The following is a 22,516-nucleotide window of genomic DNA, read 5'->3' as shown; positions in this document are numbered from 1 at the left end:
GAGCTAACTATCATCGACCTGTAATAGTTCATTTTGTAATTAGCTAGTGAAGCGCAGAAGATGGCGACACTTTTGCAGCTTTTTGCGCTGGATACAACGTAGCCCCAACACTTAAAAACATAGCTACAACAACCGTTACTACCACGTCCTGCCAGTGTAAGCTTGAAGGTAGAAAATCAATAAAATAGATATCGCCAGACAGAATTTCTACATTTAACAACGTTTCAATAAAACGAACAATATCTGACAAGTTTGGTGCTACCAACAAGGCAAGCGCAACGCCAACGGTAATGCCGACAACCCCGTTAATAACCCCCTGAAGTACAAAGGTATTGCGAATTAGACGGTCAGTGGCTCCCATTGTCTTTAATATCGCAATAGCAGCTTGCTTGTCTCTAACCGCCATTACCAATGATGACACTATATTAAAACAAGCAACGGCAATCACTAATGTAAGCGCAATATAAACCACTGACCGTACAAGCTGAATGTCGTTATATAAATGCCCTTGAGTACGTGTCCAGTCAGACATATAAACAGCTTGAGGATAGCTATAGCCAATATCTCGCATGGTATCGTATGCTGAAAAAGGATCGTTAAGGGTGAACTGAATACCCTGGGCTTTAGAGGTAATACCAATAGCTTCCGACGCAGTCGCTAAATGCATCAGCCCAAGCTGATTGTCTAGCTCACCACCAACAGATAGCACCCCTGCAATAGTCAGCGTAATAGAACGTGGCGCCTTAAAGGTTAAATCATGGGTGGTTTGAGGTATCAATAGCTGAACTGTGTCACCCACATCTAGCGCCATTGAAGACATAATACCTTTACCAACAAGCAATCCATTAGATTGCTTGGAAAAGTTTAGCCAATCTTGACTAGCTACTCTTTCAGCGTATTTATCACCAACCTGATTTACTGGGATACCGGTAACGCTAATAGCCTTTAACTCGCCTTTTGACTGCAGCATGCCTGTTAGCCCTGTGTAAGGGGTTACCGATGCAATACGGCTATCTTGTGAAAAACGGTAAAGCTGAGCATCTAAATTCTCTATTCCACTTTCGCTTTTACTGTATAGTTCGCCGTGTGGAACCACGCTTAAAATGCGACTCGTTAGCTCTTTTTCAAAACCGTTCATAACACTTAGCAGCACGATAAGAACAAAGCACCCAAGCCCAATACCAATAGTCGACGACATTGATATAAACGAAATAAAGCGCTGTTCGGAACGTGTTTTTCTAAATCTCTTGGCCAATTCAAGGGCGAGCATCTTGACCCTCCACAGGCAATGCTTCGCTAGCTAACCGGCCGTCTTTAATCTTCAGTACCCTATCCATTTTCGCAGCAAGGGTAGTGTCGTGGGTAACCACTACAAAGGCTGTCCCCTTTTTCTCGCTTAAGCTTTTCAAAAGCTTATAAATTTGTTGCCCTGTAGAATCATCCAAATTCCCTGTAGGTTCATCGGCAAGCACCACAGAAGGTTCGGTAACCAACGCACGGGCTATTGCCACACGCTGTCGCTCGCCTCCCGACATGGTTGAAGGTAAATGATCCATTCGATGGGAAAGCCCTACTTCTTCTAACATAGCTTGAGCTTTAGTATGGGCCGCTTTTGTGGATAGCCCTCTTATTCTAAGCGGCATCGCAACGTTTTCTAAGGCCGTGAACTCACCAAGTAGGTGATGAAACTGGTAAATAAACCCCATTTCGTCATTGCGAAGTTTAGCTAGCGCATTGCCAGATAGTTTGCCAAGAGATTTCCCGTTAAATTCGACATCGCCGCTGGAGGGTTTATCTAACCCGCCTAGTATATGTAGCAGCGTACTTTTCCCTGAACCAGAACTGCCTAAAATGGCTACGTGTTCACCAGCTTTTATCGAAAGAGAAACATCGTGTAATACGGGGGTGGCATTACTGCCTTCTTGATAGGTTTTATTAATATTGCTGCAAATTAGCACATCTTGCATGCGACTGTTCTTCTATAGTTTCCAGACGGTGAATGGTAGCGCTAAACACTACCAACACCAACTGAAAAATAACAGCGCTAAAACGCGTTATTGTGTGTCTTGGACACTTTTAGCGAGTGCGTCGGCAGACTGAGGCTTGCCAAACAACCATCCTTGACCGTAGCCGATTGTTAAACCTTTTAATTCATTAGATTGGTCAATATTCTCAACGCCTTCTGCAATCAGGTCGACATTAAGCCCTTCGGCAATGCTAACAATATGTGGAATAAGCGAAGAACGAATACTGTTGTCCTCCATATCCATTACAAAACTTCGGTCAATTTTAAGATAGTCACAGTTCAAGGTTTTTAGCTGGCTTAGGTTAGAGTACCCCACGCCAAAGTCATCAATAGCAAATAAGAACCCTTTACTTTTTAACGATTTAATATGCTTAACCGCACTATGAGTTGCTATCTGTTCATCTTCGGTAATTTCCAGCACCAACTTGAAGTTTTTAACATTCATTTCCAGAGCAAAATCTAAGTCTAAACAGTCTTCTCTTGTAAAGTCGAAAGGAAACAAGTTAAAGGACACTTTAAACCCATTTGGGATATCAGGATTCTCATTAAGCTCCTTCATCGCAGTGGTAATCATATCGACAGTAAATTCCCAGGTCATTTCTTGCTCTTTAATTTGCGGAATAAACTCATCAGGATAAATAGGCCCAAACTCGTCTTCAAAGCGACTTAGCACTTCGCAACCAATCACTTTGCCCGTTTCCAAATCGACAAATGGCTGATAAAGACTATAAAATTTATGCTCTTTTAAGCCTTTACTTACTCTGGACTCCAAAGAGCGTCGACGACGTAGATAATTAAACACCAGCATGTGCGTGAGCGCGGCCGTCAACAGCATAGCGAAAACGAACAAGACAATCTTACCCGTGTGTAAATCTAATACCCTTCCGTGGTCAGATTTAACTTTTAAACAGGTGTTATTGTAGCGCTCATCGCACAAGATGAATTGCAATGAGAAATACCCTGTACGCGCTTCCATGTCATCTTGGCTAAGCGTGGTATCCACAAGCCCTGGGTTACCTGCCATATGGTAAAAATGATCACCATTGTAAAAAAGCTGCCAATCTTGGGTAAAGCTGTAGCCAATAACGCTATCCATATCAAGCACAGCGTTATAGCGCCCACGTTTAACTATTGTACCGGTCGCTTGCTTATCGAAAAGTTGCAGCGGCGTATTTATCCAAAATGCATCCCCTAGCTGAGTGTAAAAATCGGGGGTTGCCTCTTGTATGGGCTCTTCAAGAATACCCAGATAGGTACTACACAACAACGCGCCGTTTTCATAGAAACCAATTTCTTTGACAAAACGGGAGCGAAAAAGAGTTTTGCGCATCTCTGCCAAATTTTCGAGTTCACAAGACTGATACGGCAGTGCGTTGAGATAATCGAGAGTAATTTCTGCATCTCTAAAGACAACGCGTACATTATCTAAAATCTCTTTAGCACGGCTTTCCTCTTGTTCTCTAACAAACACAAACATAACTATGGCAAGAACAAATGTAACTAAGGCCACGCTTAACAGAGAAACGCCAATCGCTTTTAAATTATCAGCCAGAAAATACCGTTTTTGATCGCTTTTATTCATAATTTCCGTTGTTGTAAAACTCTAACGTCCTAACTGTAGTACAGATTCAAAAAAACACACTACGACTTTAGGGCACATGTTACTGTTTGTTAGATAGTTTTAATGCTTAACGTGTGGTTCTTGAAAATAAAAATGAAAGGTTTAAAAGATAAGGAAATACAGATATGAAATTTGTCTGGCGCGTTTTAATAACGGCTATTATGCGAGATGCGAAAAATGCTTTTGCGGGAAAAAATAACTAAAGAGGATGCTAATAAGAATTAAAGCTTTGTTTTCTTGGCTTAAGGGGAGAGAAAATAACTTAAATGAAAACTTGATATGGCTCTTTATCATTAATGGCGGAGCGGACGGGACTCGAACCCGCGACCCCCGGCGTGACAGGCCGGTATTCTAACCAACTGAACTACCGCTCCGCAATAATGAAAAGCGCGCATTGTTCGATTAATGGCGGAGCGGACGGGACTCGAACCCGCGACCCCCGGCGTGACAGGCCGGTATTCTAACCAACTGAACTACCGCTCCACATAATCGAGATTGCGCTGTATAACTAAATGGCGGAGCGGACGGGACTCGAACCCGCGACCCCCGGCGTGACAGGCCGGTATTCTAACCAACTGAACTACCGCTCCGAAGACCTTTTAGTTATACCATTGAAAGAGTGGCGGAGCGGACGGGACTCGAACCCGCGACCCCCGGCGTGACAGGCCGGTATTCTAACCAACTGAACTACCGCTCCACATCTTCAATGTTATCAGTGAGTTGACTTGACTGTTGTTGCCCTGTCCCCTGACTGCGGCGCAGATAATACGTATTCCCCCATGTGGAGTCAACGCTTTTTATTAATAAAATTGTCATCTGCGGTTTTTTTGCCTGTTAAATAGACATTATGTCGAAATAAAATTCAAAGTGAACAATTTAACATCGCATAATCACAACTGTGATAAAACATGCATTAGGATTTTTCCGGTTTGCTCCCTTTTTTAAATATCCCAAATAACTTTTTCAGACCTTTCGGCTTTTCTTCCATAGAAAGATCGGCATCAGTCGTAGCTGGAGGTTGCTTTGCCGGTGAAGACGACGGTTTAGGCGACGTACGCTTTTTACGCATAAAAATGATAACCGCCGCAGCAATAACACCGATAAGTACAATTGACCCATTAACCGCTATCAAGATAATGGTCAACGTTCCACTATCCATTTCTTCTAGCGAGGACTCTTCATTTTGCGTCATAGCGGCAGGGTTTAGATCAGGTGGCGCAACTAATGGTGCACTTCCATCAACAATCGGGTCTTTTCCTTCTATTAATGGGTCTTCAACTTCAGGCTCTTGCGGCCCCTCAGCAACAAAACTAAATTCAGGCACATCTAAAATAAAATCTCTGCCATTCGTTGTTGTTCCATATGCTGTAATCTTTACTCTAAAAATGCCTTCTTCATAGGCAACAATTAAATGCTCGCGAGGCTCATTGCCCCCTTCGGTCAAAGAAAAGTTCTGCATGTCTGCATTAGGGAACTTTACCTTTCCGTCCACAAGCAAGGATTCGATGTCCACTAGCTCTCGATCAACATCAATTATGATCTTATGGTAGCCGTCACCGCCGCCATTCATTTCTACGTCAATAGAAACGGGGTTGTCGTGTAAGACAATAGGTTGATTTTCTTGCTCACGGGTATACATGGGGGTAATGACACGAAAAACCGGCTTCCACTCACCCGCTGCTATCTTTAAATTAAATTGACCGGTAAAGACACCATCTCCGGGGCGCTCGTCCATTCCTCGGCCGTCGTCTTGAAACGTAGCAATATTTTGATCGCCTGTGCCAAAGTTCCCGAAGTTAGGATTGTTTGTGCTCTTAAATTCGATATCAAGCTCGACTACATCTCTAAACTGCTTGTTGTCAATTGGCTCGCCATTATTTGTAAGGTAGGCCGTAGATTTTAGAATTTCACCGGCAAATAGAACGTCAGGTAAAGGGTCGGCATGTAACTCTATGTTCGATATAACCATCACACGGCTTTCTGGCAGTACTTGGCCCACTGCTTGCCAAGGCCCGGGGACAGGATTTTTAATGGTTATCATGTCGAAGGTATCGGCATCGAACCACTCTACTTTATCTTCGTCCACTCGCCCCTGAAACAGCTTAGATCCATCTGGTCTCACAAGTACAACCGGTGCAGAGCCATACTCTCTGAAAAAGACCATGGTGATTTCTTCAACGTTGTAATCAACCCGAAATCGGTTTTGTAAAAGCTTTATTGAGTTTGTATAGCTGTCGCCCAAGTCAGTAAGGGGTGAGGTATCAACATCTTGATTGTTTGACTGAGGGTTTTGAATTGCGCTATCTGCGAGCTGCCTAGCGGCATCGCGCTCGTCTTCTTGCGACTGAGCGCCAGCGCTTAAGTGTATAAAAAGCGATAAAACAATTCCCCAAGAAAACCACACTCTCACGCTACGCTGCTCCTGCACTGTTTGGCTATTTTATTTCTATTTAAATGTGTTTGGCTAAGACACCTCTTCTGGCTGAGGACGCCATAAGCATTTGCCACCTGCTTTTTCTACAATGTCCAAGCGAGCTTCATGCTGTGTTATTTCATCGGCGGTAGCTTTAATAACCTTTAATTTATTTGCGCTTCGCTTGACCCTGCGAATAGCGGTTGAGTCAGCATCATTACCCGAACTTGATGCCAATTTCAGCTTAGTCTGCCCACCGGTCATTAATAAATAGACGTCGGCAAGAATTTCAGCATCCAGCAAAGCCCCGTGAAGCGTACGGTGGCTGTTGTCTATACCATAGCGCTTACACAATGCATCGAGGTTGTTTTTCTGGCCAGGGTGCATTTGGCGCGCAAGGGTCAGCGTATCAAGTACATCACAGATTTGATTGGTAATGACGCCCTTTGTTGAACCTTCCATACCAAACTCGTGATCCATGAAGCCCACGTCGAAGGGTGCGTTGTGAATAACGAGCTGTGCCCCTTTGATAAAGCTAACAAACTCCTGGGCAACTTGAGAAAACGTAGGCTTGTCGGCAAGAAATTCATTGGTTATGCCGTGAACTTCAATTGCCTCTTGTTCAATATGCCGGCCCGGGTTGATGTAAACGTGAAAGTGATTCCCCGTCAAACGGCGGTTAACAACTTCAACACACCCTATTTCGATAATGCGGTGGCCTTCTTTGGGGTCAATACCTGTGGTTTCAGTATCGAGAACAATTTGGCGCATGGAACCTCTACTATAATTACACTTTCATTTTTTGATAGTATATCAACCCCTTTGCAATCCGCTAAGGGAAAACACAAGATAAATTAAGCGAGTTAAACTAAAGGAAACGCTGTGGCTCAAAAGACCATTCACATTTATACCGACGGCTCGTGTCTAGGTAACCCTGGCCCGGGCGGGTACGGTGCTGTACTAATTTACAAACAGCATAGAAAAGAGTTGAGCGATGGCTTTGCCCACACCACGAATAATCGTATGGAACTGCTTGCCCCGATTGAAGCGCTAAACAGCTTAAACGAGTCTTGCAACGTTGAACTGACTACCGATAGTCAGTATGTAAAAAATGGTATTAATCAGTGGATCCATAACTGGCGAAAAAACGGCTGGCGCACTGCTGATAAAAAGCCAGTTAAAAACGCAGATTTGTGGCAACGGCTAGATGAAGCGGTGAAAAAGCACAAGATAAACTGGCATTGGGTGAAAGGTCATTCAGGACACCCAGAAAACGAGCGTTGTGATGACCTTGCCCGCGGTGCTGCAGAAGCGAACCCAACAAAGCCAGATGAAGGTTTTGTTGGGAAGTAAAATAACTTAGCAAAGCGTCTTTAGTGAGAGCCTTTACTAGAAGCTCTCGCTCGTGGCTTTTACTGAAGACGTTTAACACGCGCTTTTACTAAGGGCTTTCTACCACGAACTATTATCAAGCGCTTTTTAACACGCGCGCTTACCAAGGCTTTCAACCACGAACTATTTCCAAGAAATGACCAACTTGCCCTGCGTGTCGTTGTTCTCTAGTCGCGCATGAGGCTTATCGATATCATCAATACTATAATGGGTATCGATATTTACATTTAGCTCTTTATTTTCAAAAGCGGGCAAACATACGTTAGAGAAATCACGTATCAAGTCCGCTTTATACTCGTCGCTTCGATTTCTCAGTGTTGTACCAATAATGGAGGCTCTCTTTCCTAAAAGCAAAGCCATATCAAGGTTATCAGCATACCGTCCTGCTAGCATGGCCAAGTAAACTACTTTGCCGTCTTGCTTTAGCACTTTGAGGTTTCGGTTAAGGTAATCGCCACCGACCATATCAAGCACCATATCAACGCCTTCAGGCCATACTTTTTTTAGAACGTCATCAAACTGCTGCTGTTTGTAGTTAATTAGATGCTCTGCGCCATTGTTCTCACAAAGGTTAAGCTTGTCTTGGCTTGACGCTGTTACTGCACTATGAACACCCCAATATCGACATAGCTGAGTGGCGGCTAACCCCACACCACTTGCGCCCCCATGTATCAAGGCACGTTCAGCGGGCTTAATATGAGCAATGGTGCGTAAACACTGAAATGCGGTAAGGAAAACTTCGGCAAGACCTGCTGCTTCAAAAAATGGCATGCCCTTAGGGATAATCATTAGGTGGGCAGGATTAACAATGACTTCAGTAGCATAGCCACCACCTGCGACCAAACCAAATACTTCATCTCCCTCTTTAAAGGTACTAACATCGCTGGCAACTTCTGTTACAACACCTGCTACCTCTAACCCAAGGATTTCACTTTCCCCTGGCGGTGGTGGATAACTACCTTGACGCTGCAACGTATCTGCTCGATTTACACCGAATGCTTTTACCTCTACTTTTACTTTTCCTGATGTTAGCGATAACCCGTCGCATTCTTTAACAACCAACTCGCTCGGGCTACATCCCTTTTCAAAATCCACATAGCGCATATTCTGCATCCAATCCTAGTCTGAAAATTTTATTCGTAATTTGTCTACGTACTTCTCTATCAATCAGTTTGGGTTTCTTCTAAGTTTATAACAGTGGGCATAGATAATATTCAACACAGAACCTTTGAAAATGCGTATAATCGCGGCCATTACCGTAAGCATCCAGATTGGCTTACAACAAATATATATTGTTTAAACTACCACGAGAGCCTACATGTCAGCACAGGTCATATTACAACCCTCCAGAGATAAATCACTTCGCCGTAAACACCCTTGGATTTTCGAGAGCGCCGTGGCTGAGCTAAAAGGCCGTGCGCGGGTTGGCGATACGGTAGACGTATTTGACTCTGAAGGCGATTGGTTAGGGCGAGGCGCATATTCTCCAAACTCTAAAATTCGCGTTCGCATGTGGACGTTTAAAAAAGACGAAAGCATTGATAACGGCTTTTTCTTGCGCCGTTTAGAAACTGCGCTAACGCTGCGTAAGCGCTTGTTTGACCCTACCAAAACGAATGCGTTTCGTTGGATAGCGTCTGAAAGTGATGGTCTTCCTGGTATTACTATAGATCTGTACGACAATGTTGCCGTTGTGCAGCTTCTAAGCGCTGGCGGTGAAAAGCACCGAGATAAGATAGTATGGGCAATCACCAAGCTAATGCCTGATGTTCACGTCTATGAGCGCAGTGACGTTGATGTACGCAAAAAAGAGGGATTAGAGGCGATAACAGGCGTGCTTCACGGCGAGCCACCCATGCAGGTTACGGTAAAAGAAAACGGCATTAATATCGTTGTTGATATTGAACATGGTCATAAAACCGGTTTTTACCTCGACCAGCGTGATAGCCGTGCCGCCTCAGCACACTACGCAAAAGATGCTGACGTACTAAACTGTTTCAGCTACACAGGCACATTTTCTTGCTATGCCCTTTCGGGCGGTGCCAAGTCGGTGACTAACGTTGATGTGTCTCAACCAGCTTTAGATTTAGCTAAACATCATGTAGCAATTAACGGATTAGATGAAGATAAGGCGCACTATGTAAACAAGGATGTATTTAAAGCGTTGCGTGAATATCACGAAAAGGGCAAACAGTTCGATATGGTCATACTCGACCCACCAAAGTTTGTTGACAGTAAAGCTACACTAAACCGTGCTGCCCGCGGCTATAAAGACATTAATATGTACGGCATACATGCTGTTAAATCTGGCGGATTGCTGCTAACTTTCAGCTGTTCAGGTCTTATGCCTGCCGATTTATTCCAGAAGGTTGTGGCCGATGCTGCCCTTGATGCTGGCCGTACTATAAAAATCATTGCAAGGCTAAATCAAGCGTCTGACCACCCTATTATTGGTAGCTACCCTGAAGGCTACTATTTGAAAGGTCTAGTTTGTGAAGTCACCGACGATTAGAAATGAAAAAGCGCCCTCGTTGTTATAGAAACTTGGGCGCTGCTTTCACTTATTGAATTAACGATAGGTTATGCAAATAGCTTAGAAAGCGAGCAATAAACCTTACATTTTAAGAAGCAAAGCTTATATTATTTGAAAAGCTATTCGATAGTTGCTGTGAAGACTCACTTGTTTGCCCTTCAGTAACCGCCTCTTTGTCCTCTAATTTTTTCCATACCATTTCGTGGAAATAGAAGGCCACAGTATTAATTGCTGGCTCAACTAATGCTACCGCACCGCCTACTACTAAGCTGCCCGTAAGTAGGTAGGCTACAGTAAAGGCTACTGAAAAGTGCATAACAGCAAAGGTAATTGTCTTTTTCATAATTATCGCTCTCTCAAAAGTTTAGATTCTGTTTGCTTTCGCATTAATGAGAATTATTATCAATTGAGAGAAAAGATTAAAATAGAAAAAACTGAACGGCTTATTCGCTTTATTGAATGATAAGCGACGAGCGAATACTTGTGACGCTTGTAATAGCGATGGAAAGGCGAGGTTAATTTCGCCTTTTTACCTGGGAATAACCTATTTCATCTGAGAAATTTCAACGCCTATAATACAGCTTGAATCAGATTCTGGTTCACAGCGTACGACCGTAGCTAACGCTGCCAAAGAAGGGATTTGCGAGCTAGACGATTCTATAGCAACACTCACTTGCGTCCCTACCTCAATTAAGGGTTCGTCAACTTCTAACGACATTCCTGTGGCGCTTATATCTTTGCACATTGCCTGCATGGTGCGGCTCGACTCATCGTCAGTAATTTGCAACTGACACGGCGAATTTACCATCATCCTGAAAAAATTTCGCTTATCGTCGTATCCCAACATGTCTACTTCTCCTGATTTTTAGCATTACGCTGACGACTACAATTGTTGTTATAGGTTGATGGCGATAACTTGTCAATCGAACTGTCTAGTTTTTATTCAACAATGCTGCAAAAGTAGTATTGGTCTTACCTCAATGATTCGACGAATATCTTTTATTATCGATAAAACAGCACGGCTGTATGCTTATTAGGTACAAATAATTAGGCCCCACAATACGCTGCATTGCGGGGCTTTAATATAATTAACCAGCCTATGTAGAAGCGCTTTGCGCTTGGTAAGCTATGCGTTACACATTGTTTATATCGAGAACGTCATCAAAAGTCTGCTAAATAGAGGGTTATACGCTTCGCTGATATGGGGTATGCCGTACCAAGTTGCTGCGCAAACAGAGAAACACGCAACTCTTCTATCATCCAGCGCACATCGATAAGGGCATGTGGCACTTTACCTTTGGGGTACTTACTGCACGCTTTCTCCCATTCCTTAATCGACTTTTCTACCGTTACCTGATGCATTCTGTCTTTGTTGGGGTCAATAGGTAGCTTCTCAAGGCGACGGGCCAAGCCTTTAATATAGCGGTTCCAATCGTCCAGCCTACTTTCACCAATTTGAGAAACAAAGCCAGGGAACACCAATGACGCAAGATGGGCTTTACAGTCACCTAACGCGTTAATCATCGTTAGCGGTACATTGCCTTTCATCTGCTTTTGGCACTGATGGGCAAGAGTAAGCCCCTGCTCTACCTGCTTGGCGATTTCTAACACTCTGTCATTAATATTCGCTCGTGTGATCTCTAAACAGGCCTCAAAATCAGCTTTATTTCGAATGTCAGTGTCGTTAGTTTTGCAATAGTCACTAACAATGGCGTCGATACCCGCAAAAATACAGTCATCGATCAGCGCTTTCACTTGCCCAAATGGATTGAAATACAAACCCAGCTTGGCTTTGTTCGGTAATTTGCTTTGCAAATAGTTAAGCGGTGACGGCATGGCATTTTTAATCAAGACATTTACGCCTTGCTTATGTAGCGCCTGCGCTTTATCGGCTTCTTCAATGAGCGCAATATCCACCTTATCGCCTTTTTGCACTAAGGCTGGGAACGCCTGAACTTCAAACCCGCCTACTTTCTGCACGAAGGTTTCTGGCAAGTTTTCAAAATCCCACTGTTCGATATTGTTGCGCTCTAACTCCGGTGTTGCGGCTTTCTCGAAGGTTTGCTTGACCTGCCCTGCGCACTGTTGCTTAAGCGTGTGAAGATCGTCACCTTTGGCGATATCATCACCGTTGTCGTTCACTACCGCAAAATGCATTTTTAAATGCTTATCAAGCTGGGTTAAATTCCATTCTTCGCTTTCAATAACAACGCCAGTCATTTTACGAAGTTTATCGCTAACCGCTTCAAGCAAAGGCACAGGGCGATTGTTTTTGTCCGTTTCACTGATATCAGCAAGGCAGGCATCGGCAAAGTTAGGCGCAGGCACAAAATTGCGTCGCAAGCGTTTAGGTAAGGTTTTAATTAAGCCTACTATGAGGTCGTGCCTTAGCCCAGGTACTAACCAATCAAAACCTACATTGTCCACTTGGTTAAGCACTGGTAGCGGGATCACTGCCGTTACACCGTCATCTTCAGCGTTGGGTTCAAAGTTATAGCGTAGCGGCAGCGTAATATTGCCCTGACGCCATACATCAGGGAACGCGTTCGCTACCGACTGCCCAGGCTGCTGACGATACACGTCTTCTTCTTTAAAGGTTAAACTGTCGTTGCTTCCGTGCTGTCTAAACCATTTCTTAAACGCTGCATCATTATTGGCTTCAACCGGGATACGTTTAGCGTAGAAGCTTACAAGCTCTTCATCATCTACAATCAAGTCGCGACGTCGAGTCTTTTGTTCAAATTCATCCGCTTGTTCCAGCAGTGCCTGATTTTCCTGTAGGAAGCTGTAATTGAGCTTAGTATTGCCCTCTACCAAGGCTTCGCGGATGAATAGCTCGTGGCAGATTGGCGGGTCGATAAGGCTATAAACCTTCGCACGCTTCATCACTATGGGCAGCCCAAACAGAGTAACCTTTTCAAACGCGATAACCGCGCCGCGCTTTTTAGACCAATGGGGCTCTGAATAGCTTCTTTGTACAACGTGTTCAGCTAAAGGCTCTACCCACGCTGGGTCTATTTTTGCCACCATACGGGCAAATAGCTTAGAGGTTTCTACAAGCTCAGCTGCCATTACCCATTTTGGCTGAGACTTTGATAACCCTGAGCCTGGAAAAATTAAGAAGCGTGAATTGCGTGACCCCATATACTCACGGTCTTTATCTTTAAAGCCCATGTGCGACAGCAAGCCGCTAGCAATAGCTTGGTGAATAGCCTGATAGTCGGCTTCTTGCTTAGAAATACCGAAGCCCAGTTCAGCAATAGACTTTTTGAGCTGGCTTACAATGTCTTGCCACTCGCGCATACGTAAATAGTTGATGAAATTCTGCTTACACCATTTGCGGAGCTGATTTTGGCTTAGTGCGTTTTGCTGTTCTCTAAACGCCATCCACAAGTTGTAAAGACTTATGAAATCTGAATCTTTATCGTGGTATTCGCTGTGCTTCTCGTCTGCTTGCTGGCGTTTTTCCTGTGGGCGCTCTCGTGGGTCTTGAATTGAAAGCCCCGCCGCAATCACCATAACTTCGCTGAGCGCGTTTGTGCGCTCGGCTTCTATCACCATGCGTGCATAGCGTGGGTCGATGGGCAATCGTGCTACCTGACGACCCAGCGGGGTAAGCTGCATCTTGCCGCTTTTCTTCGTTTTTCTATTAGCTTTGCCTTTCGCAATAGCTTGGATTTCTTCAAGTAAGCGAAAACCGTCGTTGATATTGCGGTTATCAGGCGGCTGAACAAATGGAAAAGCAGCGATGTCGCCTAGCCCTAAAGCAAGCATTTGCAAAATAACCGAAGCAAGGTTTGTTCGCAGGATCTCTGGGTCGGTAAATTCTGGGCGGCCTAAATAGTCATCTTCACTATAAAGGCGAATACAAATACCGTCAGACACACGGCCGCATCGCCCTGCCCGTTGATTCGCTGACGCTTGAGAGATGGGCTCAATAGGTAAACGCTGCACTTTACTTCTGGCGCTGTAGCGTGAAATACGGGCGAAGCCCGGGTCAATTACGTATTTAATGCCGGGGACCGTAAGCGAGGTCTCGGCCACGTTAGTGGCAAGAACAATGCGTCTGCCGCTGTGAGACTGAAAAATGCGGTTTTGCTCTGCTGCCGATAACCTAGCGTAAAGCGGTACGATTTCAGTGTTGCGATAATGCTGTTTGCTCAAGGCATCTTGGGTGTCGCGTATCTCGCGCTCGCCGCTTAAGAACACTAAGATATCGCCCGGCGCTTCGCGCATTAGCTCGTCGACAGCATTTACGATGGCGTCGCTTTGATCAATATCGTCATCATTATCTTCTGGCGCGTGATAACGAATTTCAACCGGATAAGTACGACCGCTCACTTCGATAATCGGCGCATTATTAAAATGCTTAGAGAATCGTTCTGGGTCGATAGTTGCAGAAGTAATGATAAGCTTTAAATCAGGGCGCTTATCTAACAGCTGACGCAGATAGCCTAACAAGAAGTCGATATTGAGGCTTCGCTCGTGAGCTTCATCGATGATGATAGTATCGTACTGATTTAAAAAGCGGTCTTGCTGCATTTCAGCTAGCAGCATACCGTCGGTCATAAGCTTAACGTAGCTTCGCTCGCTTACCTGATCGCTAAAGCGAATCTTAAAACCCACCTTTTCACCAAGGGGCGTATTTAGCTCTTCGGCTATACGAGTGGCTACACTTCGCGCCGCTAATCGTCTTGGCTGGGTGTGGGCTATCATACCGTTTACACCGCGGCCTAACTCTAAGCATATCTTAGGAAGCTGTGTCGTTTTACCCGACCCAGTCTCACCTGCAACGATAACCACTTGGTTATTCGCAATCGCTTCTTTAATGTCTTCTTTTTTATCGCTAACCGGCAGCGGTTGGTACTCAACCTTAGGAAGGTTGTTTTGACGCCAATTGCGCTTTTCTATTGATGTGTTGATGTCGCTTTCTAGCTTCTCGAACTGCTTTCTAAGGCTTTCTTCGCTTACTGAATGCTTTGTCTCTTCTTTTTTCCCATTTTCTTTACCGCCAGATGCGTCATTAGCTTTTTGTGCAAGCTGCGTGATCCTGCGCTTCAAACGAAACTTATCTGCGCTTAAACAATCGTCTAGTTTGTTGTAAAGAGGTTTTATAGCAAGTGGTGAAGACAAAGTGACATCCTAAAGCGAGTTTCTAATCATCAATAAAATTCGGGCGGTGATCCTAGAAGATACCGCCCTAAAAAGCCAGTGTGTTAAGCGTTACGAGAATTTAAGCGCTTTGGGTTAATTCATCGTCTTGCGCCGTTTTAAAACGGGGAAAACCGAACCAAATGGCCGCCACACCAAACACAAAAATAAGCATGGGGTACCAGCAATAAGGCGTAATGGCCAAAGGTGAAATGCCCACTACGGCCGCTGCACTCAAAAGCTGCGCACCGTAAGGGACTAAGCCTTGAAAGCTGCACGAAAAGATATCCAGTAATGACGCGGTACGGCGTGGGTCTACGCCGTATTTTTCGTTCAGGTCTTTAGCAATTGGGCCTGCGGTAACAATCGCAATGGTATTGTTTGCTGTCGTAATGTCTAAAAAGCTGACCAAGCCAGCAATACTAAATTCCGCGCCTTTCTTAGACGTGACTTTACGGGTTAAGCGTTCTATTAACCAAGTTATACCGCCGTTAGCGTGCATTAATGCCACAATGCCGCCTATGGTTATGGCAATCATCGCCAAGTCCTGCATCCAGCCCATCCCTTTTTGAATGCTTTGCATCATAGAAAGTGGCGTAAAGCTACCCTGAACCAGACCCACTGCGCAGGCACTGGCAATACCCACTGCAAGTACGCTGATGACGTTAAACCCTGTTAGCGCGAAAGCAATAATGCACAAGTACGGCACTATGCGCCAAAAATCGTAACTGCCGCCTTCAACAATGCCAGAAGTATCAACATCGACCATAAGCAGTAATGCCATGGTTACGATGCAGGCTGGCACGGCCACCATTAAGTTTGCTTTGAATTTGTCTTTTAGCTGCACGCCCTGCGTTCGTGTTGCGGCAATGGTGGTGTCTGAAACAAACGAAAGGTTGTCACCGAACATAGCGCCCCCCACTACAATACCCAGCGCCATTTCCACCGGCAGCCCTAAACTTGTGGCAAGGCCTGCACCTATGGGTGAGAGCGCGGTAATGGTGCCCATGGAGGTACCCATGGAAAATGATATGAAACAGCAAATCAAAAACAGGCCCGGCAATATCAGTGCGGAAGGCACAAATTGTAGCGCCATGTTAACCGTGGCATCCCTAGCACCAATATCAATAGTCACGGCATAGAATGCACCGGCTAACAGGAATATAAGCACCAAAAGAATAATGTTTTTATCACCACCACCTTTACAAAAGGTTTGTACCTTTTCAGAGAAGCTGACATTTTTACCTTTCGGATTTAAACATAGGCCATACCCAGCGCTGATAAAAAACGCCACCAAAATAGGCATCGCAGTAATATCGTTTGTGGTAATTCCTGTCACTACAACAAGAATTACAAAAAGCAAAATAGGCGTTAAACCTAACGGATTGGGTGCGATAGAATTTGGTGCAATGTCGTTATTTTCGTGCACAGAAAACTCTCTTTTGGTTTTAATTGCGTAACAGCAAAAGTTTAAAGGCTACGCTGAACAGCCACCTTGAGGGTGCGAGTGCGTAAAACAAGCTTCAACAAGACCATATCTTTTTGGTCTTTGACGATGCAAAACTAAAGCTGCAAAGGATAAAAGGTTTTAAGGATATTGAAAAGACATTTACTTTCCAGTGACTATGTCATTTCAGGCCTAACAGATTATTCCCCTCTCAATGAGACTTACAAAGTTTGTAATTGCGTCGTATTACGGCAGGTATAGTAGTTCTACGTTAAGCTGACGCGACAAAGAGTATTGCGTTGTTTAAAGTGAGACTACAACCATCTTATTGTTAAGGGCCAGCGTCACATAGTTATATCGTAGGATTAATAGTGCACTGAGATGTCAATTACAGAGGTTTTATGCTCGACAAATAAGGGGCGAACACGTTTTACGGTTTCTGATCAACTTCTAAGTTCGCTAGGGGTTTTCCCTGTTAGTCGTTTTACCGTACGACGAAAGTTGGGCAAATCGTTAATACCCATTGCATTGGCCGCAGCCTCGTTACTCACCTTGTGCACCGATAAAAGTAAAAGCACGTGATTCCGCTGAACTTCTTCGGACAGAGCGCGATAGCTAGTGCCGTACTCTTTTAATTTACGTTTTAGCGTAGCTACGCTGACGTCTAGGGTTTCCGCCAATTCAGGCAACCCGATATTTGGCGACTGCGTATTGGAGGATGTACAAACGTAACGCCTCACAAAATCAGGTAAAGACAAACGGTTTTGCTGTTCAATAGACGTCCGTTTCTTCGTTTGCGTTGCGCTGTTACTCGATAAACTTTCTAAAGAAACGTGCGATTTAACAGAGTCTGTAGGCCGAGCCGTCAGCCCTAAGGGTTGGCTTGCTGCACCTTTTTCAATGCAAATACTGTTGAAACGGCTATTAAACGATAATTTAAGCCCAAGGTGCGTTTCATAATCAGCAATATTTTTCGGTCGACTGCCTGTGAAGGTAAAAGACAAAGGTATTCGCTTATTCGCAATATTTTTAATGAGCGCCACCAGCGTTGCAAATGCCACTTCAAGAGTGAACTGAAGCTGTTTGCTGCTCATGCCTGTAAACTGAGGCACTAGTATTATTTTGTCGGCACTTTCAAACCGCTGAAACTGACATAGCGGTAAGCTACACCACCTAAATGTTTGGCGTTGAGTAAGGTGTAAAAGTAGCTGCTCAATATTTTCACATGTATTAAGCACATGTAGCGGACTAGTAAGCCACTGCGAAGCGAAAGCACCACCCAGTAAAAAACTGACATCGTTACCTTTGGTTTGGCTGTGAACATTGGCTAACAGCGATGAATATTGGTTTATACTTACTAACGAATTGTGTTGTAACGACTCCTCAAAAATACCTGTACCGCGCAAGAGCTTATTCTTATTACCGCCACGAGAGAGCGCCACATTGAGCACTGCCTGTACCAGCCAATACCCAGCGATCACTTTATCTTGGCTAGACATCACTACATGATAGCTACCAGCACTATCACTACCGGTGACATCCATGCTAAGCCCATCAGCATCACCTTTTGCAGAGACACCCACTGCTAACTCATCAACATCACCTTTTGCAGAGACACCCACCGCTAACTCATCAGCATGACCTTTTGGAGAGACACCCTTGCCTAAATCATCAACATCATCTCTTACACAGACACCCACGCCTAAATCATCAACATCATCTTTTGCAGAGACACCCATGCTAGATACACGTGTTGAATGACACCGTTCAGCACCTGCAGCTGTATCTTCGTTTGCAGAATCTCGCAGTGCGTTGAGCCGTGGTAGTGTTAAATCCATTAGATATTCACCGCAGGTATCTTCGCGCACATACACCAACTAGTCTCACCAAACTGTCCAAACTACGCTGCACTGTCATGAGAACGCTCAAGCTCTAACAGCATGGTGTTAAGCACAGTCGCAAGGCGCTGATTAGGTAACAAAGTCACTTGAGCACTGCGTGCGGTGGTGTAAATAGCGTTGGCATTGAGGCTATGTCTAAAAGCCAGATGCTGAATACTTACTTTGATATCATTCAAGATAACATCGGCCTGCATGGGCGAGACGTCTGGCATCAAAATAGCAAACCTATCACCAGCGTAACGGCACGCTAGATCTTGCTGGCGCAAATTCATGATCACCAATTGCGCAATGTCGTGTAGATACCTGTCGCCTTCTGTATACCCGTGCTTTTGGTTAAACAAAGAGAAGTTATTGATATCGATGATGGCAATTACAGCCGACTTCCCGGATTGCTGTAATTTACTTATTTGTGCTTTCCAATATTCTGCACGGTAAAGTTGAGTAATAGGATCGATAGCATCGTGATCCCGAACGTCCCACTCACGACGTCGTAATTGCAAATTTAACGCACGCTGCTCTAGGTGCCATTGATAAAGTGCCGCGGTCATCACTACCATCCCCACCGCAGCAGGGTAAGACTCAATCATACTTATCCAGTAAGCGGATTCGGGGTAATGAAAAAATTCGTCTAAAAAATCTAAACTGACAGAAAACAAGAAACAGCCTAGCCCTATAATAAGAAGGCTAGTTACTTTTCCAGGAGGACGGCTAGCGAGCGCTGCTAGCATCCACGCAAGCGTTAAAAAAGCGATGCTCCCCTCCCCCACAATATCTAGGCCAGATATCACGGTGCTTTCTTTTGCATTGCCAAACATAAAAGCTAGGCAAACCGCCAAAGTTACCACGCACAACGTAAATACCAGCCAAAGCTTGTGATGTCTAAATTGTGTTGAATTTGTAAAGGTAAACATAATGCTCTCTTTGGAAATCTCTAATATTGAATACATCACGCGCCAGTCCAGCGGCTTCCAGCGCTTAAAACAAAACGAGAGTCTTGCCCAAATTTGGTGAAACTGTCGAGGGTCAGTTTGGCTCATCAATGTGACATATTGATGGCAACCTATTCAAAGAACGCAAAAAAACAAGACAAAACCATACAAAATCATAAACTTAGGCCAGGGTCAATTTAGCTCACCGATTTGAGAATTAGCGACATTTGCCGAAAGTAAGCACCATGTTCCACTCAATCGTCATATAACTGTCATGGAGCATTCTTAGGGTACTTAGTCATTAACTTAGCACTTACTTCACACTCCTATTGACTGCTTAATTGATTGGAAAATAAATGAAAATTAAAACCGCGTACTCTTCTCTTACACTTGCCTGCGTAGCGGCGCTAGGCCTTAGCGTTGCGTCGCCTGCTTTAGCGGCGGATGGTGTCATTATTGGTTCAGTAAAAGACGCCGCCAAAGCACGCAGCTATACAGGCGCACAAATTAGAATTGTTGAGCTAGGACTTATGACCGAAGCTGGCAGAGACGGCACGTTTCGCTTCCCTTCTATTCCTGAAGGTTCCTACACACTAGAAATCTCTTATCTTGGTGAAGATACCGTCACGCAAACGATTAACGTGACAGACAATGGTATTGCCCGCGCTGCCGTCGAATTTGGTAGCGGCGATACCATCGATGAGATTCTGGTGCGCGGCCAACGAAGCGGACAGGCAAGCGCCATTAACCAGCAACGCGTATCTGACCGTATCTCGTCTATTGTTTCGGCAGACGCTATTGGTCAATTTCCTGATCAGAATGCTGCGGAATCGCTACAACGTCTGCCCGGTCTTTCTATAGAACGTGACCAAGGCGAAGGTCGCTTTGTAGGAATTCGCGGTATCGACCCAAACCTTAATAACGTAACCATCAACGGGCTAAATATTCCCTCGCCGGAGTCAGGCGTACGCTCTGTTGCACTTGACGTTATTCCTTCTGAACTTATTCAAACATTAGAAGTATCGAAATCTGTAACCCCAGATATGGATGGCGACGCCATTGGTGGCTCGGTGGCGGTAAAAAGCGTAAGTGCCTTTGATAAAGCCCGTGATACCGCAAGCGTTACTGTACAAGCAAGTCAGAATGATTTAGTGGATAAAACCAGTCCTAAACTGTCCGGAACCTTTACTAAAAAGCTTTCATCTGAATGGGGTGTGGCCGGCGCTATCTCTTACTTTGACAGAGACTTTGGTTCAGATAACGTTGAAAGTAACGGTGATGACGAGCTGGAGCAACGTGACTACACGATCACTCGCGAACGTTTAGGGAGTGCGCTGAACATTGATTTTCGCCCCGACTTCAACAACCAGTATTTCCTTCGCACACTTTACAGCGAATTTTCTGATGACGAATACCGTCAAGGCAACATTTTCACTTTCGACGGTGAAGACTCGGAAATAGAAAGAGAAAGTAAAGATCGTTACGAAAGCCAAAGCATCTTTACTGTGGCACTAGGTGGTGAGCACCAGTTAGAAACGTGGAGAGCAAACTGGCAACTTGGTTATGCAAAGTCTGATGAAGACGAACCAGACGCTTTGTATTATGTATTTAAAACGGAAAACGACAGCATTGACGCTGATTTAAATACCATGCGCCCAACAGTGTCGCAAAACGCTGATGCCATGGACTTATCTACCTACGAGGTAGATGAAATCAGTTTTGAAGATAACTACACCAAAGATACCGAAACCAGTATTAAATTTGACGCATCACGCCCTGTTAACCTAGGCGGATACATTGGTGAATTCAAATTCGGTTCAAAATACCGCAGCCGAGAAAAAGACCGAGACAGCAGCATCACGATTTTTGATGGTGACTTTGACGGGCTAGATGCCTCTCAGTTTGGTACTGCTAGCCCAGAGTATGCACTCGGTGACTTCGGTCCAGGGCTTAATCGCGGTGTAATGCGCAGCTACTTTAACGATAACCGCTCAAGCCTTGAAGTAGACAGCCTTAATTCAGAAGTTGAATCTCGCGGTGCCACATATGTAAACGAAGAAGATATTTTTGCGGCCTACGTAATGGGCAGCGTTGATATTGAAAAGCTTCACTTGGTCGCCGGTGTTCGCTACGAGCGTACCGACTTCTCAACGTCAGGCATGCGCGTAGAGCTAGTTGAAAACGAACAAACTGATGTAGATGAAGTGGTCAACACACCATGGGAAGCTGAACGCGACTATGACTACTGGCTACCGAGTGTAAACGCCAGATATACGATTTCTGACAAGCTACAGCTTCGCGCCGCCTACACGCAAACCATTTCACGTCCAAAGTTTGAAGATGTGGCTGCGTTTCAAATTATCGAAAGTAAAACCGAAGAAGACGATGGCGTATTCATTACGGAACGTGAGGCAGAAGTGGGCAATCCAGAGCTTCAACCTTATGAAGCGCAAAACGTCGATTTGTCCGTTGAATACTACCCTGGTGACATTGGTGTAATTTCAGCAGGATTGTTCTATAAGAATATCGACAACTTTGTTGTGTATGCAGATGTTGCAGGTACCACTGGCTGGGAAGGTTTTGAAGAAGTTATTCAGCCAATAAATGGTGACTCTGCTGATTTGACGGGCTTAGAACTGTCTTGGGTCAAAGCCTTTAACAACGGGTTTATTGTATCTGCGAACGCAACGTTCACGGACTCTGAAGCCACCACATTCTTAGACGGTGAAACTTTCGAAACTCAGTTACCTAACCAGTCAGATCGCATTGGCAACTTAACCATTGGTTACGAAGCGAATGATTTCAGTGTACGACTTGCTACCACGTATAAAAGTGAAAACTTCGAAGAAATTGACGGTGACATGCTGAGGTTTGAAGATGACCATGTACAAATTGATTTCATGGCCCGTTATTACATTAACGACAGCATGCAGGTGTATTTCAACGGCATTAACCTAGGTGACGAGCCTTTCTATAATTACTTTGATACGCGCAGTCAAAACGCGCAGTACGAAGAGTATGGCCGTACCTTTGAGCTAGGTTTCACTTGGCAGCTTAACTAATCACTTTTATTTGTTGTTAATGCTCAGATGTTCGCAAGCTT

At 44.6% G+C, this 22,516-nt stretch carries 15 protein-coding genes and 4 tRNA genes; 3 read left to right on the top strand and 16 right to left on the bottom strand.

The window, feature by feature from the left end:
- Positions 1-43: 43 nt before the first annotated feature.
- From ACXAGK_RS09810 to dnaQ, 9 genes are all read right to left on the bottom strand, one after another.
- Positions 44-1,270 carry a lipoprotein-releasing ABC transporter permease subunit gene (locus ACXAGK_RS09810; protein ID WP_474856019.1) on the bottom strand — a complete coding sequence of 409 codons (1,227 nt, stop codon included), beginning with the start codon at positions 1,268-1,270 and terminating at the stop codon, positions 44-46.
- Entirely contained in the window at positions 1,257-1,967 is a 711-nt protein-coding gene (lolD, locus tag ACXAGK_RS09805; protein WP_474856017.1) for a lipoprotein-releasing ABC transporter ATP-binding protein LolD, read from the bottom strand. Before lolD ends, ACXAGK_RS09810 begins: the two co-directional genes overlap by 14 nt.
- Positions 1,968-2,054: 87 nt before the next feature.
- Positions 2,055-3,608, bottom strand: coding sequence for an EAL domain-containing protein (locus ACXAGK_RS09800; RefSeq protein ID WP_474856015.1), 1,554 nt, complete (start codon positions 3,606-3,608; stop codon positions 2,055-2,057).
- 336 nt (positions 3,609-3,944) lie between these two features.
- Positions 3,945-4,021, bottom strand: a tRNA-Asp gene (locus ACXAGK_RS09795).
- A gap of 32 nt (positions 4,022-4,053) precedes the next feature.
- Positions 4,054-4,130, bottom strand: a tRNA-Asp gene (locus ACXAGK_RS09790).
- A 30-nt stretch (positions 4,131-4,160) separates the two neighbouring features.
- Positions 4,161-4,237: transfer RNA gene (locus tag ACXAGK_RS09785), tRNA-Asp, on the bottom strand.
- A 30-nt stretch (positions 4,238-4,267) separates the two neighbouring features.
- Positions 4,268-4,344 (bottom strand) — tRNA-Asp (locus tag ACXAGK_RS09780).
- Positions 4,345-4,560: 216 nt separating this feature from the next.
- On the bottom strand, positions 4,561-6,057 hold the full coding sequence (locus tag ACXAGK_RS09775; RefSeq protein WP_474856013.1) for a TIGR03503 family protein: 1,497 nt from the start codon (positions 6,055-6,057) through the stop codon (positions 4,561-4,563).
- A 54-nt stretch (positions 6,058-6,111) separates the two neighbouring features.
- Positions 6,112-6,831 carry a DNA polymerase III subunit epsilon gene (gene dnaQ / locus ACXAGK_RS09770; RefSeq protein WP_474856011.1) on the bottom strand — a complete coding sequence of 240 codons (720 nt, stop codon included), beginning with the start codon at positions 6,829-6,831 and terminating at the stop codon, positions 6,112-6,114.
- A 111-nt stretch (positions 6,832-6,942) separates the two neighbouring features.
- Between dnaQ and rnhA the strand changes: the two genes are divergently transcribed.
- Complete coding sequence (rnhA, locus tag ACXAGK_RS09765) at positions 6,943-7,413, top strand: ribonuclease HI (RefSeq protein ID WP_474835520.1); 471 nt, start codon at positions 6,943-6,945, stop codon at positions 7,411-7,413.
- Between the two features lie 162 nt (positions 7,414-7,575).
- On the opposite strand, the gene ACXAGK_RS09760 is transcribed toward rnhA, so the two are convergent.
- The gene (locus ACXAGK_RS09760) at positions 7,576-8,556 is read right to left on the bottom strand and encodes an NAD(P)H-quinone oxidoreductase (RefSeq protein ID WP_474856396.1); all 981 of its coding nucleotides are present in this window, start codon (positions 8,554-8,556) and stop codon (positions 7,576-7,578) included.
- A 214-nt stretch (positions 8,557-8,770) separates the two neighbouring features.
- Here ACXAGK_RS09760 and ACXAGK_RS09755 point away from each other — a divergent pair, with 214 nt between their 5' ends.
- Entirely contained in the window at positions 8,771-9,964 is a 1,194-nt protein-coding gene (locus tag ACXAGK_RS09755; protein ID WP_474856009.1) for a class I SAM-dependent rRNA methyltransferase, read from the top strand.
- A gap of 109 nt (positions 9,965-10,073) precedes the next feature.
- On the opposite strand, the gene ACXAGK_RS09750 is transcribed toward ACXAGK_RS09755, so the two are convergent.
- The 6 genes from ACXAGK_RS09750 to ACXAGK_RS09725 all read right to left on the bottom strand — a co-directional run bounded on the left by ACXAGK_RS09750 (position 10,074) and on the right by ACXAGK_RS09725 (position 19,395).
- Complete coding sequence (locus ACXAGK_RS09750; RefSeq protein ID WP_474856007.1) at positions 10,074-10,328, bottom strand: DUF2061 domain-containing protein; 255 nt, start codon at positions 10,326-10,328, stop codon at positions 10,074-10,076.
- 201 nt (positions 10,329-10,529) lie between these two features.
- Positions 10,530-10,832 carry a PilZ domain-containing protein gene (locus ACXAGK_RS09745; RefSeq protein WP_474856005.1) on the bottom strand — a complete coding sequence of 101 codons (303 nt, stop codon included), beginning with the start codon at positions 10,830-10,832 and terminating at the stop codon, positions 10,530-10,532.
- Positions 10,833-11,146: 314 nt separating this feature from the next.
- Positions 11,147-15,118, bottom strand: coding sequence for an ATP-dependent RNA helicase HrpA (gene hrpA, locus ACXAGK_RS09740; RefSeq protein WP_474856004.1), 3,972 nt, complete (start codon positions 15,116-15,118; stop codon positions 11,147-11,149).
- A 100-nt stretch (positions 15,119-15,218) separates the two neighbouring features.
- Complete coding sequence (locus tag ACXAGK_RS09735; protein ID WP_474856002.1) at positions 15,219-16,565, bottom strand: Na+/H+ antiporter NhaC family protein; 1,347 nt, start codon at positions 16,563-16,565, stop codon at positions 15,219-15,221.
- A 461-nt stretch (positions 16,566-17,026) separates the two neighbouring features.
- The gene (locus ACXAGK_RS09730; protein WP_474856000.1) at positions 17,027-18,421 is read right to left on the bottom strand and encodes a helix-turn-helix domain-containing protein; all 1,395 of its coding nucleotides are present in this window, start codon (positions 18,419-18,421) and stop codon (positions 17,027-17,029) included.
- 62 nt (positions 18,422-18,483) lie between these two features.
- Positions 18,484-19,395: a diguanylate cyclase domain-containing protein gene (locus tag ACXAGK_RS09725; RefSeq protein ID WP_474807319.1), complete on the bottom strand. Its 912-nt coding sequence runs from the start codon at positions 19,393-19,395 to the stop codon at positions 18,484-18,486.
- Between the two features lie 374 nt (positions 19,396-19,769).
- Between ACXAGK_RS09725 and ACXAGK_RS09720 the strand changes: the two genes are divergently transcribed.
- Positions 19,770-22,475, top strand: coding sequence for a TonB-dependent receptor (locus ACXAGK_RS09720; RefSeq protein WP_474855998.1), 2,706 nt, complete (start codon positions 19,770-19,772; stop codon positions 22,473-22,475).
- Positions 22,476-22,516 lie beyond the last annotated feature (41 nt).

Source organism: Alteromonas sp. ABM1_013, assembly GCF_056160505.1.
This window is presented reverse-complemented; position numbering and strand designations above follow the sequence as displayed.

What these genes read in the sequence shown, in the direction of transcription:
- ACXAGK_RS09745 (WP_474856005.1), bottom strand. Translation starts at nt 10,832, where the DNA reads ATGTTGGGATACGACGATAAGCGAAATTTTTTCAGGATGATGGTAAAT.
- ACXAGK_RS09730 (WP_474856000.1), bottom strand. Translation starts at nt 18,421, where the DNA reads ATGGATTTAACACTACCACGGCTCAACGCACTGCGAGATTCTGCAAAC.
- lolD (WP_474856017.1), bottom strand. Translation starts at nt 1,967, where the DNA reads ATGCAAGATGTGCTAATTTGCAGCAATATTAATAAAACCTATCAAGAA.
- ACXAGK_RS09810 (WP_474856019.1), bottom strand. Translation starts at nt 1,270, where the DNA reads ATGCTCGCCCTTGAATTGGCCAAGAGATTTAGAAAAACACGTTCCGAA.
- ACXAGK_RS09750 (WP_474856007.1), bottom strand. Translation starts at nt 10,328, where the DNA reads ATGAAAAAGACAATTACCTTTGCTGTTATGCACTTTTCAGTAGCCTTT.
- ACXAGK_RS09755 (WP_474856009.1), top strand. Translation starts at nt 8,771, where the DNA reads ATGTCAGCACAGGTCATATTACAACCCTCCAGAGATAAATCACTTCGC.
- ACXAGK_RS09725 (WP_474807319.1), bottom strand. Translation starts at nt 19,395, where the DNA reads ATGTTTACCTTTACAAATTCAACACAATTTAGACATCACAAGCTTTGG.
- ACXAGK_RS09800 (WP_474856015.1), bottom strand. Translation starts at nt 3,608, where the DNA reads ATGAATAAAAGCGATCAAAAACGGTATTTTCTGGCTGATAATTTAAAA.
- dnaQ (WP_474856011.1), bottom strand. Translation starts at nt 6,831, where the DNA reads ATGCGCCAAATTGTTCTCGATACTGAAACCACAGGTATTGACCCCAAA.
- ACXAGK_RS09720 (WP_474855998.1), top strand. Translation starts at nt 19,770, where the DNA reads ATGAAAATTAAAACCGCGTACTCTTCTCTTACACTTGCCTGCGTAGCG.
- ACXAGK_RS09760 (WP_474856396.1), bottom strand. Translation starts at nt 8,556, where the DNA reads ATGCGCTATGTGGATTTTGAAAAGGGATGTAGCCCGAGCGAGTTGGTT.